The organism is Actinomadura rubteroloni (genome assembly GCF_002911665.1).
In the GTDB taxonomy this organism is placed as follows: Bacteria; Actinomycetota; Actinomycetes; order Streptosporangiales; family Streptosporangiaceae; genus Spirillospora; species Spirillospora rubteroloni.
Genome location: NZ_MTBP01000001.1, coordinates 1,972,493 through 1,986,391 on the forward strand (window position 1 = coordinate 1,972,493; position 13,899 = coordinate 1,986,391).

General features: G+C 70.3%; 13 protein-coding genes. 3 read left to right on the top strand and 10 right to left on the bottom strand.

The genetic code is table 11. The features are described from left to right. Positions 1-60: 60 nt before the first annotated feature. From BTM25_RS08735 to BTM25_RS08780, 10 genes are all read right to left on the bottom strand, one after another. Entirely contained in the window at positions 61-759 is a 699-nt protein-coding gene (locus BTM25_RS08735; RefSeq protein WP_103562183.1) for a GNAT family N-acetyltransferase, read from the bottom strand. Further along, positions 756-1,190: a TauD/TfdA family dioxygenase gene (locus tag BTM25_RS29125; RefSeq protein WP_146059009.1), complete on the bottom strand. Its 435-nt coding sequence runs from the start codon at positions 1,188-1,190 to the stop codon at positions 756-758. Before BTM25_RS29125 ends, BTM25_RS08735 begins: the two co-directional genes overlap by 4 nt. Continuing rightward, a complete protein-coding gene (locus tag BTM25_RS08745; RefSeq protein WP_103562842.1) occupies positions 1,187-2,581 on the bottom strand; it encodes an NtaA/DmoA family FMN-dependent monooxygenase in 1,395 nt (464 codons plus the stop codon). The genes BTM25_RS29125 and BTM25_RS08745 overlap by 4 nt, the downstream gene beginning before the upstream one ends. Positions 2,582-2,594: 13 nt before the next feature. After that, positions 2,595-3,650: an LLM class flavin-dependent oxidoreductase gene (locus BTM25_RS08750; protein ID WP_103562843.1), complete on the bottom strand. Its 1,056-nt coding sequence runs from the start codon at positions 3,648-3,650 to the stop codon at positions 2,595-2,597. Between the two features lie 19 nt (positions 3,651-3,669). Next, positions 3,670-4,683 carry an LLM class flavin-dependent oxidoreductase gene (locus BTM25_RS08755; RefSeq protein ID WP_103562184.1) on the bottom strand — a complete coding sequence of 338 codons (1,014 nt, stop codon included), beginning with the start codon at positions 4,681-4,683 and terminating at the stop codon, positions 3,670-3,672. 2 nt (positions 4,684-4,685) lie between these two features. Continuing rightward, positions 4,686-5,495 carry a DUF1684 domain-containing protein gene (locus BTM25_RS08760; RefSeq protein WP_103562185.1) on the bottom strand — a complete coding sequence of 270 codons (810 nt, stop codon included), beginning with the start codon at positions 5,493-5,495 and terminating at the stop codon, positions 4,686-4,688. Beyond that, entirely contained in the window at positions 5,492-7,135 is a 1,644-nt protein-coding gene (locus BTM25_RS08765) for a dipeptide ABC transporter ATP-binding protein (protein ID WP_103562844.1), read from the bottom strand. Before BTM25_RS08765 ends, BTM25_RS08760 begins: the two co-directional genes overlap by 4 nt. Next, positions 7,132-8,031 (bottom strand): ABC transporter permease, encoded by a 900-nt coding sequence (locus BTM25_RS08770; protein WP_103562186.1) that lies wholly within the window; start codon positions 8,029-8,031, stop codon positions 7,132-7,134. Before BTM25_RS08770 ends, BTM25_RS08765 begins: the two co-directional genes overlap by 4 nt. Before the next feature lie 79 nt (positions 8,032-8,110). Beyond that, positions 8,111-9,058: an ABC transporter permease gene (locus BTM25_RS08775; protein WP_103562187.1), complete on the bottom strand. Its 948-nt coding sequence runs from the start codon at positions 9,056-9,058 to the stop codon at positions 8,111-8,113. A 5-nt stretch (positions 9,059-9,063) separates the two neighbouring features. Beyond that, complete coding sequence (locus BTM25_RS08780) at positions 9,064-10,620, bottom strand: ABC transporter substrate-binding protein (RefSeq protein ID WP_235828302.1); 1,557 nt, start codon at positions 10,618-10,620, stop codon at positions 9,064-9,066. Positions 10,621-10,878: 258 nt separating this feature from the next. Here BTM25_RS08780 and BTM25_RS29130 point away from each other — a divergent pair, with 258 nt between their 5' ends. From BTM25_RS29130 to BTM25_RS08790, 3 genes are read left to right on the top strand one after another with little or no spacing between them, the layout of a single operon-like run. Further along, positions 10,879-11,079: a hypothetical protein gene (locus BTM25_RS29130; RefSeq protein ID WP_146059010.1), complete on the top strand. Its 201-nt coding sequence runs from the start codon at positions 10,879-10,881 to the stop codon at positions 11,077-11,079. A gap of 24 nt (positions 11,080-11,103) precedes the next feature. Continuing rightward, complete coding sequence (locus BTM25_RS08785) at positions 11,104-12,747, top strand: ABC transporter substrate-binding protein (RefSeq protein ID WP_103562846.1); 1,644 nt, start codon at positions 11,104-11,106, stop codon at positions 12,745-12,747. Between the two features lie 4 nt (positions 12,748-12,751). Beyond that, positions 12,752-13,846 (top strand): ABC transporter permease, encoded by a 1,095-nt coding sequence (locus BTM25_RS08790; RefSeq protein ID WP_103562188.1) that lies wholly within the window; start codon positions 12,752-12,754, stop codon positions 13,844-13,846. Positions 13,847-13,899: the final 53 nt, after the last annotated feature.

The window sequence follows — 13,899 nt, forward strand, 5'->3', positions numbered from 1 at the left end:
ATGCCTGTCGCGGAGCCCTGGGACGGCCCCGCGCCGTGAAAGCCGTCCCAGGGAGTCCCGTCAGGCCGCGGTCACCTTTCCTGGGACGCGGGCCGCAGCGAAAGTGGCCGTACGCCGCACCCGGAAGCCGAGCGACTCGTACAGGCGGATCGCCGTCGTGTTGTGCGCGGCGGCGTGCATGAACGGTGCTTCTCCCCGCGCACGGATCCCCGCGACGAGCGTCCGGACGAGCCGGGTGGCGAGCCCCTGGCCCCGATACGTCGCATCGGTGCACACCGCGCTGATCTCCGTCCACCCCGGTGGATGCAGCCGCTCGCCCGCCATCGCGACGAGCCGTCCTTCACGCCGGATGCCGAGGTAAGTCCCGAGCTCGATTGTGCGGCTCAGGAAAGGACCGGGCTTGGTGCGCTCGACGAGCGCCATCATCTCCGGGACGTCGGCGGCGGTGAGCCGGACCGCCTCGGCATCGATCGAGCCGGTCACGCCGTTGTCGACGAGCTGGACCCCGGCCAGGCTCATCACCACCTCCCAGTTGTCGGGCGGCGCCGACAGGACGTCCACGAGAGGGACGACAACGCCCGGACCGGCGAGCGCCGCGACGTCCGCCCAGTCGGTCGCGTCCGGATGCTCGGGAACGACCAGGAACGGCGAGACGTCGGCCGGGTAGCGCACCACGTTGCCGCGCCACTCGGCGAAGTGGGCATGCGGCCCGGTCAGCGAAGCGTAGGCCGGGCGGTCGAGCGGATGAGGCCGGCTCATGCACACCTCGCAAAGCTCTTCCGGGTCGCGATCACCATGCGGTGGCGGCGAGGCTCGTTCGCATAGTCGCCGATCGCATAGTGCCAAGTCGCCTGGTCGTCCCACGGCACGAAGTCGCCCCGCCGCCAGCCGAAGCGGATCGAGTAGTCCGGCGACGAGGCGCAGTCGAGCAGGAAGGGCAGCAACACTCGGGTCGCGGCCGGTCTAGCGGTCAGGTGGTCGAACGGGTCGCCGATGATGCGCATGGCCGTGACGTGCTGGTGAGGGTTGAGATGCTGGTCGCGGACGAGGGCCCGGTGGCCGATGAAGTCGTGGTGCAGCGCGTCCGCTGCCGCGTCGTCCACGGGACGGGTCAGGTCGGGTCCGGAGATTTCGACACCGAACCGGGGGTCGGCGCGGTGTACCTGGTAGTTCAGGTGCCGAACCGTCACGGCTGAGCTCCCTCGGACGCGAGCGGCGGCAGGGCGAGGTGTTCACGGAGCGTGTCGCCCTCATAGGCGGTGCGGTAGAGGCCACGTTCCTGGAGCTCGGGGACGAGCCGGTCGACGATGTCCTCCAGGGACGTCGGGATCCGGTCGGGGAGGATGTTGAATCCGTCCACGGCCCGGGTCCGGACGTACTCGGCCCACTGGTCGGCGACCTGGGATGGCGTGCCGACGAACGGGGCGTGCCGCGTGGTGACCTCTCGTGCGAGGTCGACGATCGAAAGGTTTTCTCGCTCGGCCTTCTCCCGCCATTGCGCGATGAGCGCCAGCTTTCCCTTGCGCCGCTCGATCGGGAGCGTGCCGCGCGAGGGGTCGAGTTCGTCCTCGCTCGGAGGGATGTCGGGGAGCGGGCCGTGCGGATCGTAGGCGGACAGATCCGTGCCCCAATACTGCTCGAAGTAGGCGATCGCGCGAGCGGGGGACACCTGCTGGTGGTAGATCCAGCGCGCTTTCTCCTCCGCCTCCTGCGTGGTGTCGCCGAGAACGACCGAGGCGCCGGGCAGGATGCGCAACGAGTCTGGAGAGCGGCCGTGCCGGGCCAGCCGGGCGCGAATATCGGCGGCATACGCGACGGCCTTGCCGAACTCGGTGTTCGCTGAGAACACGACGTCGGCGTGCGCGGCGGCCAGCTCGCGACCGCCGTCGGAGTCACCGGCCTGGAACAAGACCGGTCGTCCCTGCCTGCTTCCGGGGACGGTGGCGGTTGCACGGAAGTCCACGAGGTCCGAGTGCCGTTCGACGGGATGGATCGCACCGGGCCGCGCCCAGCTCTTGGCGTCGCCGAAGTCGGCGACGGCATCCGGTTCCCACGACGACCACAGCTCCTTGGCCGCCGCGACGAACTGACCGGCCCGCTCATAACGCCGTTCGTGGTCCAGCCAGCCGCCGTGTCGGAAGTTCGCGCCCGTCCAGGCGTTGTCGGTGGTGACGATGTTCCAACCGGCCCGGCCTCCGGACAGGAGATCGAGGCTGGCGAGGCGGCGCGCGAGGTCGGCGGGGAAGTTGTAGGTGGTGTTCTGAGTCGCGACTAGGCCGATCTTCTCGGTCACGGCGGCCAGGGCCGTCAACTGCGTGATCGCGTCGGGTCGCCCGGCGACGTCGAGCTCGTAGACTCGACCGCGGTTCTCGCGGACGCGCAGGCCCTCACCGAGGAAGAAGGCGTCGAAGAGCCCGCGTTCCAGGAGCTTGACGACCTGGACGAAGGTCTCGATCGCGACGTGCGGTGCGGCGGCCGGATCGTCCCAGATGAGGGATCCGACGCCGACTTGGAAGACGCCGAGGTGGACCTGGGCGTGCGGATCGTACGGGGCGCCGGTGTCGGGGGTCGTGCTCGTCATGTCGGGAATCACCTCACGATGCGGCGGCGAACCGGTTGGCGGGGCGCGGCAGGCCGAGACTGTCGCGCAACGTGGCGCCGGAAGCCGGAGGACGGAACAGCCCCTCGTCGACGAGGACCGGGAGGACGTCGCTGATCAGGAGTTCGAAGTCGGCCGTGAGGGCGGCTGGGTGGAGCCGCACCCCGTCGAACGTCACCGCGAGCGACCGCAGCAGTTCGACGAGCCCGTCGGATGTGCCAACGTGGCGGATCCGCCGCGAATGGGGCCACGCCGCGTCGGCGTCGAGCCGGGCCGCCCGCTCCGCCGCCTGCGCGGTGGTCGCGCCCAGCACGATCTCCACTTCGGCGAACGCGAGAGCCCGGCGGTCCCCGGCGTCCGGGCCGTCCACCAGGACGATGTCGGCGCGATCGTCGACGTCGAGCGCAGCCGGGGCGAGCACTACGACCTGTCCTTGCGGAGGCCGGGGAGTGATCAGCGGTCCCTTGACCGTGAAGGTCGCGCCCTTGAAGTCGATGTGGTGGACCCGGCCCGCGTCGAGATAGCGGCCGGTCCGGGATTCCTTGATGACGGCGTCGTCCTCCCAGGAGTCCCAGAGCAGCCGCGCGGCGTCGATGACGTCGAGCACCTCGCGGCGCAACGCGGCGGCGTCCGGCGCGGGCGCGCCGATCGTGGCGAGGGACGCTTCGTCGCCGGCCGCGCCCACGATCCAGCCGGCTCTCCCGTTGCTGGCGTGGTCCAGGCTCGCAAGCTGCGTGGCGAGGTGGAACGGCTCGGTGGTCGTCACGTGCAGCGTCGGGGCGAGGCCGATCCGATCGGTCGTCGTCGACACGAACGCCGCCCGGGTACCGGCCTCAAGCCGACCGGCCGGAGCCGGCCCGTCGCCCGGCGGGACGGGGGCGTCGGCGAACGTGACCAGCGTGAAACCGGCGGCCTCGGCGGCCGCGACGGACGCCCGCAGCGCCTGGGGGGTGAACACGGAGCCGGGCCGACGGCCGGAGTGCCGCCATGCCGCCGGGTGCGCGCCGTCGCCGTCCAGGTCGACGGCCAGGAACAGTCGGGAACCGCTCATCGTGATCCTTTCGGTCCGGTCACGCCGGAGCACCCGCCGGGACGCGCCAGCCGAGCCGAGGGGCGACCGCATGCCGGACGTCGTGGAGAATCTGCTCGTAGTCGCGCCGGTCGAACTCGTAGGGAAGTTCGAGCCGCAGCTCCGACACGGCGGCGACCGCGCGGTCGGCGAGCAGCCGTTCCACGATCTCCTCCGACGTCCCGACCAGGTCGGGGGCGAAGAGGGTGTGCCGCTCGCCGTGGGGCTTGAGGGTGCGTTCGTGGCGGTCGGCCGCGTAGGCGCGGTAACGCTCGCGGGCGGCGGTGTCCGCGCCGTCGAACGGGACGACGACCCGTCCGAGCGCGACCCGCCCGGACGGCCTCAATCGCCGGTACTCCTCGATCAGCGCGAGTTGCACCGTCTGGAAGTCGTCGCCGACGTCGTCACCGTGGACGATGTTGCCGGTCAGGAGATTCAGCCCGTGCTCACTCGCCCAGCGCGCCGAGCGCAGGCTGGCGCCGCCGTACCAGACCCGGTTCAACAGCCCCGGGCTGTGCGGTTGCAGCCGGGGCCGCTGCACGTTCCCCGGCGAGTGGATGCGCGTGCCCTCATCGCCGAGGTAGTCGCCGCGCAGGTGCTCCAGCAGCCGGGCGATCCGGCCGTAGGACAGGTCGTAACCGCGCCAGTCCCCGTCGTGGACCAGGTCGCCGAGCAGGTCGGCGTGGGGCATCCCGGTGCTGAAGCCGGGCTGAAGCCTGCCGTGCGAGAGGACGTCGAGAGTGGCCAGGTCCTCGGCCAGCCGGAACGGGTTCTCGTAGCCGATCGGGATGACCGCGGTCCCGAGCTGGATACGTTCGGTGCGCTGGCTCGCGGCGGCCAGGAACACGGCCGCCGACGACACGCCGTGTTCGAGGTGCCGCTGCCGGATCCACGCGCCGTCGTACCCGAGGCGCTCGCCGAACTCGAAGAGCCGCAGCGTGTCCTCCAGGCCCGAGCGCGGGTCGTCGTCGGGGTAGTTTCCCGGCGTGAGGAACGCCAGTGATTCGACGGCCATCGTCAGGCGCGCTCGTAGGGGATCTCCTGGCCCGCCTCGACCGCGACGGGCAGCCGGTTCCCGGCGGGCGGCAGCGGGCAGGTCGCGAAGTCGGTGTAGGCGCACGGAAGGTTCGCGGCCCTGTTGAAGTCCAGGGCCACGGTCCCGTCGGCGTCCGGCGCACCGACGTTCAGCACCCGGTTGGCCGCGTACGTGGTGACCCCCGACGTCTCGTCGGTGAACAGGATGAGCAGGTCTCCCGCGTCCTTGCCGGGGAACGCGGTCAGACTCAAAGCGGCGCCGTCCAGCTCGAACTCGACCCGTCCAGGGGCGTCGTAGACGTGCTCAAGTCCCTCCACGGACGCACCGACCGTGGTCGGCACGGGCTCGTCGAACGCGACGTAGCGTCCCGTCACCACCCAGCGCGGGTCTGGCTCGTAGTCGGGCGTGCCTCGGAATTGCAGTCGCAGGGGATGCTCGGGGTGCCGTGGCCGGACGATGTCGTTCCCGCCCCGCTTCGCGACCTCGATCGCCGCGTCCTTCCACAGGGCGAAGACGCTGCTGCGCTCGGCCAGCACACCGAACCGGTGCTCGCCGCGCACGGTCGTCCCGTCGACGACCAGCTCGTCGCCGTCGTCCAGGACCACCACGACGCCGTCCGGCCCGGTGGACCAAGTGCCCGGCGCGTCGGGAAAGCGCTGCGGTTCGTCGCTCAGCCAGCGCAGCCCGGTGATCGCGAGAAAGCCGTGGGGGTCGGCGAGCCGGTCGTGGTGCGCCTGCCGCCAGGCTCGCCATTCCCGGATGAAGGTGTTCTCAGTCGCCTCGATCGTCATGTCCGCTCCTCGTAGTGCTGTGAGTGAACGCCGCCGCCGGGGATGGCGGCGAGCAGGTCCCGGGTGTACGGATGCTCCGGATGGTCGAACAGCTCGTCGGTCGCGCCCGTCTCCACGATCCGCCCGGTCCGCATCACGGCGACCCGGTGCGCGATCTGCCGGACCACGGCCAGGTCGTGCGAGATCAGCAGATACGCGACGCCGGTGTCGGCCTGCAGCTCCGCGAGCAGCTCGAGGACCTGGGCCTGCACCGAGACGTCCAGCGCGGAGACGGGCTCGTCGCAGACCACGAGATCGGGGGAGAGCGCGAGCGCACGGGCGATCGCGACTCGCTGCCGCTGACCGCCCGACAGTTCGGCGGGCCTGCGGTCAAGGATCGAAGCGGGAAGGGCGACGCGTTCCAGCAGGTGCCGGGCGCGAGCCGTGCGGGACGCGCGGTCACCGACGCGGAAAGCGCGCAGCGGCTCACTGATCACGTCGCCGATCGAGAATCTGGGGTCGAGCGAGGCGTAAGGGTTCTGGTAGACGAGTTGCGCCCGTCGCCGCAGGCCGCGCAATCGGCCGCCGCGCGCCGCCGTCACGTCCTCGCCGTCGAAGACGATGCGGCCCGAGGTCGGCTGCGCGAGCCGCAGGACCAGGCGGGCTGTGGTCGATTTTCCCGACCCCGACTCGCCGACCAGCGCGAGCGTCTCGCCGCGGCGGACGGTCAGGTCGATGCCGTCCACCGCGCGCACGGTCCGCCTCTCGCCCGTCCCCTGCGGAAGCCGGAATTCCTTGACCAGGTTCTCGACGGTCACCAGCGGCGTCTCGGCCGGCGACGGTGCGGCGAGGTCCGTGCGAGGTTGCGCGACGGACAGGCTCGGCGCGCTCGCGAGCAGGTGACGGGTGTAGGCGTCGGACGGCGCGTCGAGGACCTTCCCGGCCGGTCCGGACTCCACGATCCGGCCCCGCGACATCACCGCGATCCGTTGCGCCCGGTCCGCGGCCACGCCGAGGTCGTGCGTGACGAGCAGGACCGCGCTGCCCAGTTCCTCGGTCAGATGCTGCAAGTGGTCGAGAATCCGGCGTTGCACCGTGACGTCCAGCGCGCTGGTGGGCTCGTCGGCGACGATCAGCTTCGGCCGAGCGGCGATGGCGATCGCGATGAGCACCCGCTGCCGCATCCCGCCGGACAACTCGTGCGGATACTGACGCGCACGCAGCGCGGGCTCGGGAAGCCCGGCGCGTTCCAGCACCTCGATCGCGTCGGCTGGCGCGGACCTGCGCGTGGCCAGATCGTGTAGCCGCAGCACCTCGGCCACCTGCTCGCCGACCCGCTTCACTGGATTCAGCGAGACACCGGGGTCCTGGGGGACGAGCCCGATCCGCGCGCCGCGCACCGTGCGCAGCTCCTTCTCGGACAACCCGGTCAGGTCCGCGCCGTCGAACTCCACCCGGCCCGCGTCGATCGAGGCGTTGGCGGCGAGCAGCCGGATCACCGCGTGCGCGAGCGTGCTCTTGCCCGAACCGGACTCGCCGACCAGCGCGACGATCTCGCCCGGACGCACGTCCAGATCCACACCGCGCACGGCCGGAACACGGCCCGTCCTGGTGCGGTAGGAGACGGCCAGGCCGCTGATGCTCAGAAGGCTGTCGCTCATCGGCGCGCCCACTCCCCGTCCAGTGCCCGCGCGATCCGGTTGGTGGCGAGCACGGTCGCCGCGATGACGAATCCCGGCAGCGCGGTCAGCCACCAGGCGTTGGCCAGATAGTTGCGGCCGGCGGCGATCACCGTCCCCCACTCCGGCGCCGGCGGAGGCGCGCCGTAGCCGAGGAAGCTCAGCGCGGACACCGCGAGGATCGACGTGCCGAAGTCGAGCGTGGCGAGTACCAAAACCGGGCCGACCGCGTTCGGCAGCACGTGGCGCCCGAGCACTCCATACCAGCGCGTGCCGCAGGAGCGCGACGCCTCGACATATGTCGCCTGCCGCACGCGCAGCACCTCGGCGCGCATCACCCGCGCGAACGTCGCGACGCTCGCTATCCCGACGGCTATGGCGACCTTCATCGTCCCGTAGCCGAGCGCCGTGACCAGCGCGAGCGACAGGAACAGCGCGGGAATCGAGAGCAGGACGTCCACCGCTCGCATCAGCACGTCGTCCACCCAGCGGCCCACGAAACCGGCCGCGAGCCCGAGCAGGCCGCCGACGACGATCGCCACGGCGACGGCGATCAGCGTCGCCTTCATCGACAGGGCCGCGCCGTGCACGATCCGCGAGAACACGTCGCGGCCGAGCTCGTCGGTGCCGAACCAGTGCGCGCCGCCCGGCGCCTGGAACCGCCGCGCCGGAACGCCCGTCAGCGGGTCCCTGGAGGTGAACAGGTCCGGCCAGAAAGCCGCGAGAACGACCAGCACGACCACGACGACTGAGAGCACCAGCCCGGGACGGCGCAGGAAGAACCGCACGACCCCGGCACCGTCCCGATCCTCATCGACCGGGACGCCGAGACCGACGGCCGCCTCGGCGGCGACGCCCTCGTCCACCATCTGGCTCATGCGTCCCCCGTCCGTCCGCGTTGCGCCCCGGGGACGGACGGCTGCTCGGTTCGGCACGCGGCGCGCGGCCACGGCTCGTTCATGCGGGCCTCCCGGCGACGACGATGCGCGGGTCGATCAGCGGATAGACGAGGTCGATGACCAGGTTGACCAGGACGAAGACGAACGACCCGAACACCACGACGCCTTGGACGACCGGGATGTCCTGGCTGCCGACCGCGCCCGCCGTGACGCGCCCGAGCCCGTTGCGGGAGAACACGGTCTCGATGACGACCGAGTTCGCCATGAGCTGCCCGGCCAGCACACCGATGATCGTCAGCGTGGGAAGCGACGCGTTGCGCAGCGCGTGCCGCAGATGGACGCGTGCCCGGCCTGCGCCTTTGGCCCGCGCGGTCTGCACATACGGCTCGTTCAGCGTGTTGAGCAGGCTTTTGGCGAGCACCTGCGAGATCAGCGCGCCGGACGGAATTGCCAGCGCGATGGCCGGGAGCACCAGTCCGCGCAGGCCGTCGTTCCCGAACGCCGGGAACAGATGGGCGCGGAAAGAGAACAGCTCGACGAGCATGAGCCCGACCCAGAACGTGGGCACCGACACCCCGAGCGGTGGCAGCGACAGCAGCAACTGCCGCAGCCACCGCATCGACGTGTAGGTCGCGAGGACCGCGAGGCCGCCTCCGACGAGGATCGCGAGGAACAGTCCGGCGGTCGTGAGCTGGAGCGTCGCGGGCAAGGCGTCCGCAAGCGTCGAGGTGACCGGTCGGCCGGTGGCCACCGAGTCCCCGAAATCGCCCCGGACCGCCCTGCCGAGATACTCGGCGTACTGCACCAGTACGGGCTTGTCGAAGCCGTACTCGTGCTTGAGCTGAGCGATCTGCGCCGGATCGGACGACGTCTGGTCGAGCCCCTGCCCGGCCATCGCCGAGACCGGATCGCCGGGCAGGTAGTCGAGCACCAGGAACGCGACCGTGTAGGCCGTCCACAGCACGCCCGCCGCCTGCGCGACCCGTCTGATCACGTACCGGCGCATCGCGCTCAGCCGATCCAGGTGTCGTGGAGCTGGATGCGGCTGGACGCGTCGAAGGTGAGGTCGTGGACCTTCTTCGCCACGCCGAGCTCGGTCTGCAGCTCGACCACCGGGGCGACGACGGCGTGCTCGACGATCCACTGCTGGGCCTGCCCGACCAGCTTCGCCCGTTCGGCCGGGTCGGTCGCCGCGACCTGCCGGTCGAGCAGCTTGTCCAGCTCGGACGGCGGCAGACGGTAGATGTTGGCGAGGGCGGTGGAGTACGAGGTGCGGAGGATGTCGGGATCGGCGCGGGTGATGTTGCCCCACAGCGCGTCGAAATCGCTCTTCTGCTGGATCACCTGGAACTGCGCGACCTGGATCAGCTTGAGTGTCACGTCCACGCCGACGGCCTTGAGCTGCTGCTGGATCAGTTCCAGCGACGGCTGGTTGGTGGCCGCGACGGGAGCCCACGTGATGGTGAAGCTCAGTTTTGCGCCGTTCTTGCTGCGGATCCCGTCGGGGCCGGGCTTCCATCCCGCCTCGTCCAGGAGCGAGCCGGCGCGTGCCTTGTCCAGTGCCAGCCTCGAGCTGAGGTCGGTGTAGGACGGCGTCGTGTGCGACAGAACGCTCGTCGCGGGCTTGGTGCCGCTGGGGAAGACCGTGCCGGCGATCTGCGCCCGGTCGATCGCCAGCGAGATCGCCTGGCGGACCTTCTCGTCCTGGAACAGCGGCCGGGACTCGTTGAATCCGAGGCCGAAGACGACGCCCGGGTTGGCCCGCGCCTGGAGACGGACGCCGGCCCCCTTCAACGCCGCCTCGTCGGCGAGGCCGACGCTGCCGATCGCGTCGAGCTGGCCGGACTGGAGACTGCCGGTCCGCACGCCCGACTCCGAGACGATCTTGAAGACGAGCTTGTCGAGATACGCCTCGCCCTTCTTCTTGAAGAGGGACGAGCCCCAGGCGTAGCCCGTGCGCCTGGCCAGGGCGATCGACTGATTCGGCACGTACGACGACAGCGTGAACGGCCCCGACCCGCTGACGCCCTTGGTGCAGCGCTCCTCCGGCGTCTTTCGCACGGTCGCCGACGACTCGATGCCGAGCGAGAAGGTCGAACTGGCCTGGAGAAACTGCGCGTTCGGCTGTTTGAACGTCACCTTCGCGGTGTGGTCGTCCACGACGGTGGTGCCCGCGTACCCGGCGAGGTAGCTCTTCGCGAGCAGGGCGCGGATGCCGAGTTTCGGCACCGCGTCGAAGTTCTCCTTGACGACCTGGGCGGTCAGCGGTGTGCCATCGCTGAACGTCACGCCGGGACGCAGTTTGAACGTGAACGCCGTCGCGTCCTTGCTGACCGTCCAGCTCTCGGCGAGCCAGGGGACGATCTTGCCGGTGGCCGGGTCCTGGTCGGTCAGGGAGTCCACGAGCTGACGCGTGGAGTAGATCGTGTCGTTGCTGCCGACCTGCTGCGGATCGACGCACCCGGCGTCCGAGCCGACGGCGAAGGTGAGCGTTCCGCCGCTGGACGGCGAGCCCGTCCCGGTACCGCCGTCGCCGGAGCCGCAGGCGCTCAGAAGCAGCGCGCTCACGGCGGCGAGGGATCCGGCGATCGCCGAGCGCCCGCGATGGCGCGGTGGGGGGCTCGGCGTTGAGTGCAGCGTCGGACTCACGGAAGGGTCTCCCGTCGGGGGTCGTGCCGACCGGCGGTGGTGCGCGCGAACTCGGCGTGAAGAGGGGTGGAGGGCGGCCCGGGACCGCTCCAAACGGTGCGGCTGGCTGGCGTCGTCACCGTAACCACGATGCGATGCAGTCGTCAATACCTACCTGCAAAGTAGGAAATTGGCGACATGTCCAGTGGTATCGCGGCGGATGGCCGCCTGGTGCTCGGAATGCCGCGCGCGCTCGGCGAGCGTTCCATCGCCTGGGCGCCAGGGAAGTCGCTCGGTGTCGAGCCGGTCCGCACCGGGGGTGGGGCGGTCGAGTCGTCCGGATCCGGTCGAAAGTGGAGCGGCGATCCGATCTATATCCTAGTATTCCGACAAATTTGATAGACAATGAAGGGCGGCGCCACGATGAGCACTCCACGTCCCCGGTGGACCGCGCCGGCCCGGCGGCGGCTCGCCGCCGCCTCGGCCGTCGCCGCGAGCCTTCTGCTCGCGGCGTGCGGAGGCTCGGACGGGTCCGCCGGCTCGGGTTCGGGCGACACCGTGACCATCGGCACGACCGACAAGGTGTACGCGCTGGACCCGGCCGGCTCGTTCGACGCCGGGTCGGGAGCCGTCATCGCGCAGGTGTACGCGACGCTGCTCGACCGTCCGGCCGGTAGCAGCGTCCTGAAGCCCAACCTGGCCGCGTCGGCGGCGTTCACCGGGCCGAAGGTCTACAAGGTCGTCCTCAAACCCGGGCTGAAGTTCGCCAACGGCAACGCGCTGACATCGCAGGACGTCAAATTCAGCTTCGACCGGCAACTGAAGATCGCGAGCACCAACGGCCCGTCCTCGCTGCTGTACGACCTCGACCGGGTGGAGACGCCGGACGCCACCACCGTGCTGTTCCACCTCAAGGCCGCCGACGATCAAGTGTTCCCCCAGGTCCTGGCCAGCGGCGCCGGAGAGATCGTCGACCACACCGTCTTCTCTCCGACCGCTGTCACTCCGGACGCGGCGATCGTCGCCAAGAAGCCGTTCGCGGGGCCGTACACGATCGGTAGCTTCACGGCCAACCAGCTCGTGCAGTTCCGCGCCAACCCCAACTACCAGGGCATCCTCGGCAAGCCGTCGTTCCCGACGGTGAACCTCAAGTACTACGCGCTGGAGGACAACCTGAAGCTGGACCTCCAGCAGGGTGGCGTCGACCTGGCCTCCCGCACCCTGTCCATCACGAACCTAGACTCGCTGAGCAAGCAGAAGGGCCTCACCGTCTACCACGGTGCGGCAACGGGCTTCCGGTACATCGTGTTCGACTTCAAGACCCAGCCCTACGGGACGGGCACGAGCCAGGCCGACCCGAAGAAGGCGCTCGCCGTCCGGCAGGCGGTCGCCCACGCGGTCGACCGGCCGGGCCTGGCCGCGCAGGTGTACAAGAACACCTACCGGCCGGTCTACACGTTCCTGCCCGACGCGGTTCCGACCGGCAGCCCGGTGCTCAAAGGCCTCTACGGCGACGGCAACGGCGGGCCGGACAAGATCAAGGCCGCAGCCGTCCTGAAGGCGGCCGGTGTCACGACGCCGGTGACGCTCCAGCTCCAGTACAACACCGACCACTACGGCGCCTCCAGCTCGGACGAGTTCGCGCTGATCAAGAACCAACTGGAATCCACCGGACTGTTCACCGTGAAGCTGCAGTCCACTGACTGGACGCAGTACGCCAAGCAGCGGGTCTCCGACGCCTATCCGACGTTCCAGCTCGGCTGGTACGCCGACTACCTCGACGCGCAGGACTTCTTCCAGCCTCTCTACGGCAAGAACGGATTCATCGGGAACCACTACGAGGACCCCGCGCTCATCGACCTGATCGACGAGCAGGCCACCACGCCGGGCGACGACAAGCGCGCCGCGCTCTCGCTGCGGATCCAGCAGGCGCTCGCGGCGGCGCTTCCGGTCGTCCCGCTGCTGCAGAGTTCGTCGAACGCGGTCGCCGACGAACGGGTCGGCGGAGTCCAGGAGACGCTGAAGACCGGCGGCCTCCCGTTCGGGGCGCTGAAGAAGGCGTCCTGATCCGATGACGACCCTCGTCGAGGCGCCCGGCGAGGACGCGGGCGCCGAGCCCGAGACGACCCGGCCGCGCTCGCGCGGCCTTGGGCTCGGCCGCTACGTCCTGGTGCGGTTCCTGCTGATCCTGCCGACCGTCTTCGTGCTGACGACCGTCGTGTTCTTCCTGATGCGCGTCATCGGCGACCCGATCACCGCCGCCTACGGGGACCGGCTCACCGCCGCGCAACTCCACCAGCGGATCCACGAGGCGGGCTACGACCGCAACGTGCTCGCCCAGTACGTCGACTACCTCCGCGACATCGCGCGGGGCGACTTCGGCACGACGTTCACCGACCACGTGCGGGTCGGCTCCATGCTGACGACCTACGGCACCGCCACGCTCGAACTCGTCGTGTACTCGCTGGTCGTGGCGCTCGCCGTCGGGCCGGTGCTCGGCACTGCCGCCGCGAGGCTGCGGGATCGCGGCGCCGACGTCGCCTTGCGGATTTTCGCGATCCTCACTTACGCGATGCCGGTGTTCTTCGTCGGACTGCTGCTCAAGCTAGTCTTCGCGGCCCGGCTCGGGTGGCTGCCCGTCAACGGGCGTCTCACCACCGCCGACGAGATCGAGCTGGAGGTGCGCGGGCACAAGAGCGGGATCTATCTCTTCGACGCGATGCGCGCCGGCGATGGCCCGATGGCCGCGGACGTCCTCCAGCACGCCGTACTTCCAGCAGTTGCGCTCGGACTGCTCAGCACCGGCATCTTCCTCCGGCTGTTCCGGACGAACCTGATGAGCACCCTGGACGCCGATTACGTCCTCGCCGCGCGCTCACGCGGAGTCGGCGAGTGGCGCTTGACGACCCGGCACGCGGCACGGCCCGCGCTCGTGCCGATCATCACGGTGATGGGCCTGCAGGTCGCGTCCCTGCTCGGCGGCGCGGTGCTCACCGAGATCACCTTCGAGTGGAAGGGACTCGGCTACGAACTCGCGCAGTACCTCCAGGCGCGCGACTACGTGGCGGTCCAGGGCATCGTCGTGGTCCTCGCGGTGATCGTGGCCGTCGTGAACTTCCTCGTGGACGTGCTCGCCGCCGTCATCGACCCCCGGGTGAGGTACTGAGATGGCCGTTCGACCGAGCGCACGCCGACGGACACCCCGCGCCCGCGGCTACC

Coding starts and splice junctions, on each gene's coding strand:
- BTM25_RS08735 (WP_103562183.1), bottom strand. CDS start 759: ATGAGCCGGCCTCATCCGCTCGACCGCCCGGCCTACGCTTCGCTGACC.
- BTM25_RS08745 (WP_103562842.1), bottom strand. CDS start 2,581: ATGACGAGCACGACCCCCGACACCGGCGCCCCGTACGATCCGCACGCC.
- BTM25_RS08750 (WP_103562843.1), bottom strand. CDS start 3,650: ATGAGCGGTTCCCGACTGTTCCTGGCCGTCGACCTGGACGGCGACGGC.
- BTM25_RS08755 (WP_103562184.1), bottom strand. CDS start 4,683: ATGGCCGTCGAATCACTGGCGTTCCTCACGCCGGGAAACTACCCCGAC.
- BTM25_RS08760 (WP_103562185.1), bottom strand. CDS start 5,495: ATGACGATCGAGGCGACTGAGAACACCTTCATCCGGGAATGGCGAGCC.
- BTM25_RS08765 (WP_103562844.1), bottom strand. CDS start 7,135: ATGAGCGACAGCCTTCTGAGCATCAGCGGCCTGGCCGTCTCCTACCGC.
- BTM25_RS08770 (WP_103562186.1), bottom strand. CDS start 8,031: ATGAGCCAGATGGTGGACGAGGGCGTCGCCGCCGAGGCGGCCGTCGGT.
- BTM25_RS08775 (WP_103562187.1), bottom strand. CDS start 9,058: ATGCGCCGGTACGTGATCAGACGGGTCGCGCAGGCGGCGGGCGTGCTG.
- BTM25_RS29130 (WP_146059010.1), top strand. CDS start 10,879: ATGTCCAGTGGTATCGCGGCGGATGGCCGCCTGGTGCTCGGAATGCCG.
- BTM25_RS08785 (WP_103562846.1), top strand. CDS start 11,104: ATGAGCACTCCACGTCCCCGGTGGACCGCGCCGGCCCGGCGGCGGCTC.
- BTM25_RS08790 (WP_103562188.1), top strand. CDS start 12,752: ATGACGACCCTCGTCGAGGCGCCCGGCGAGGACGCGGGCGCCGAGCCC.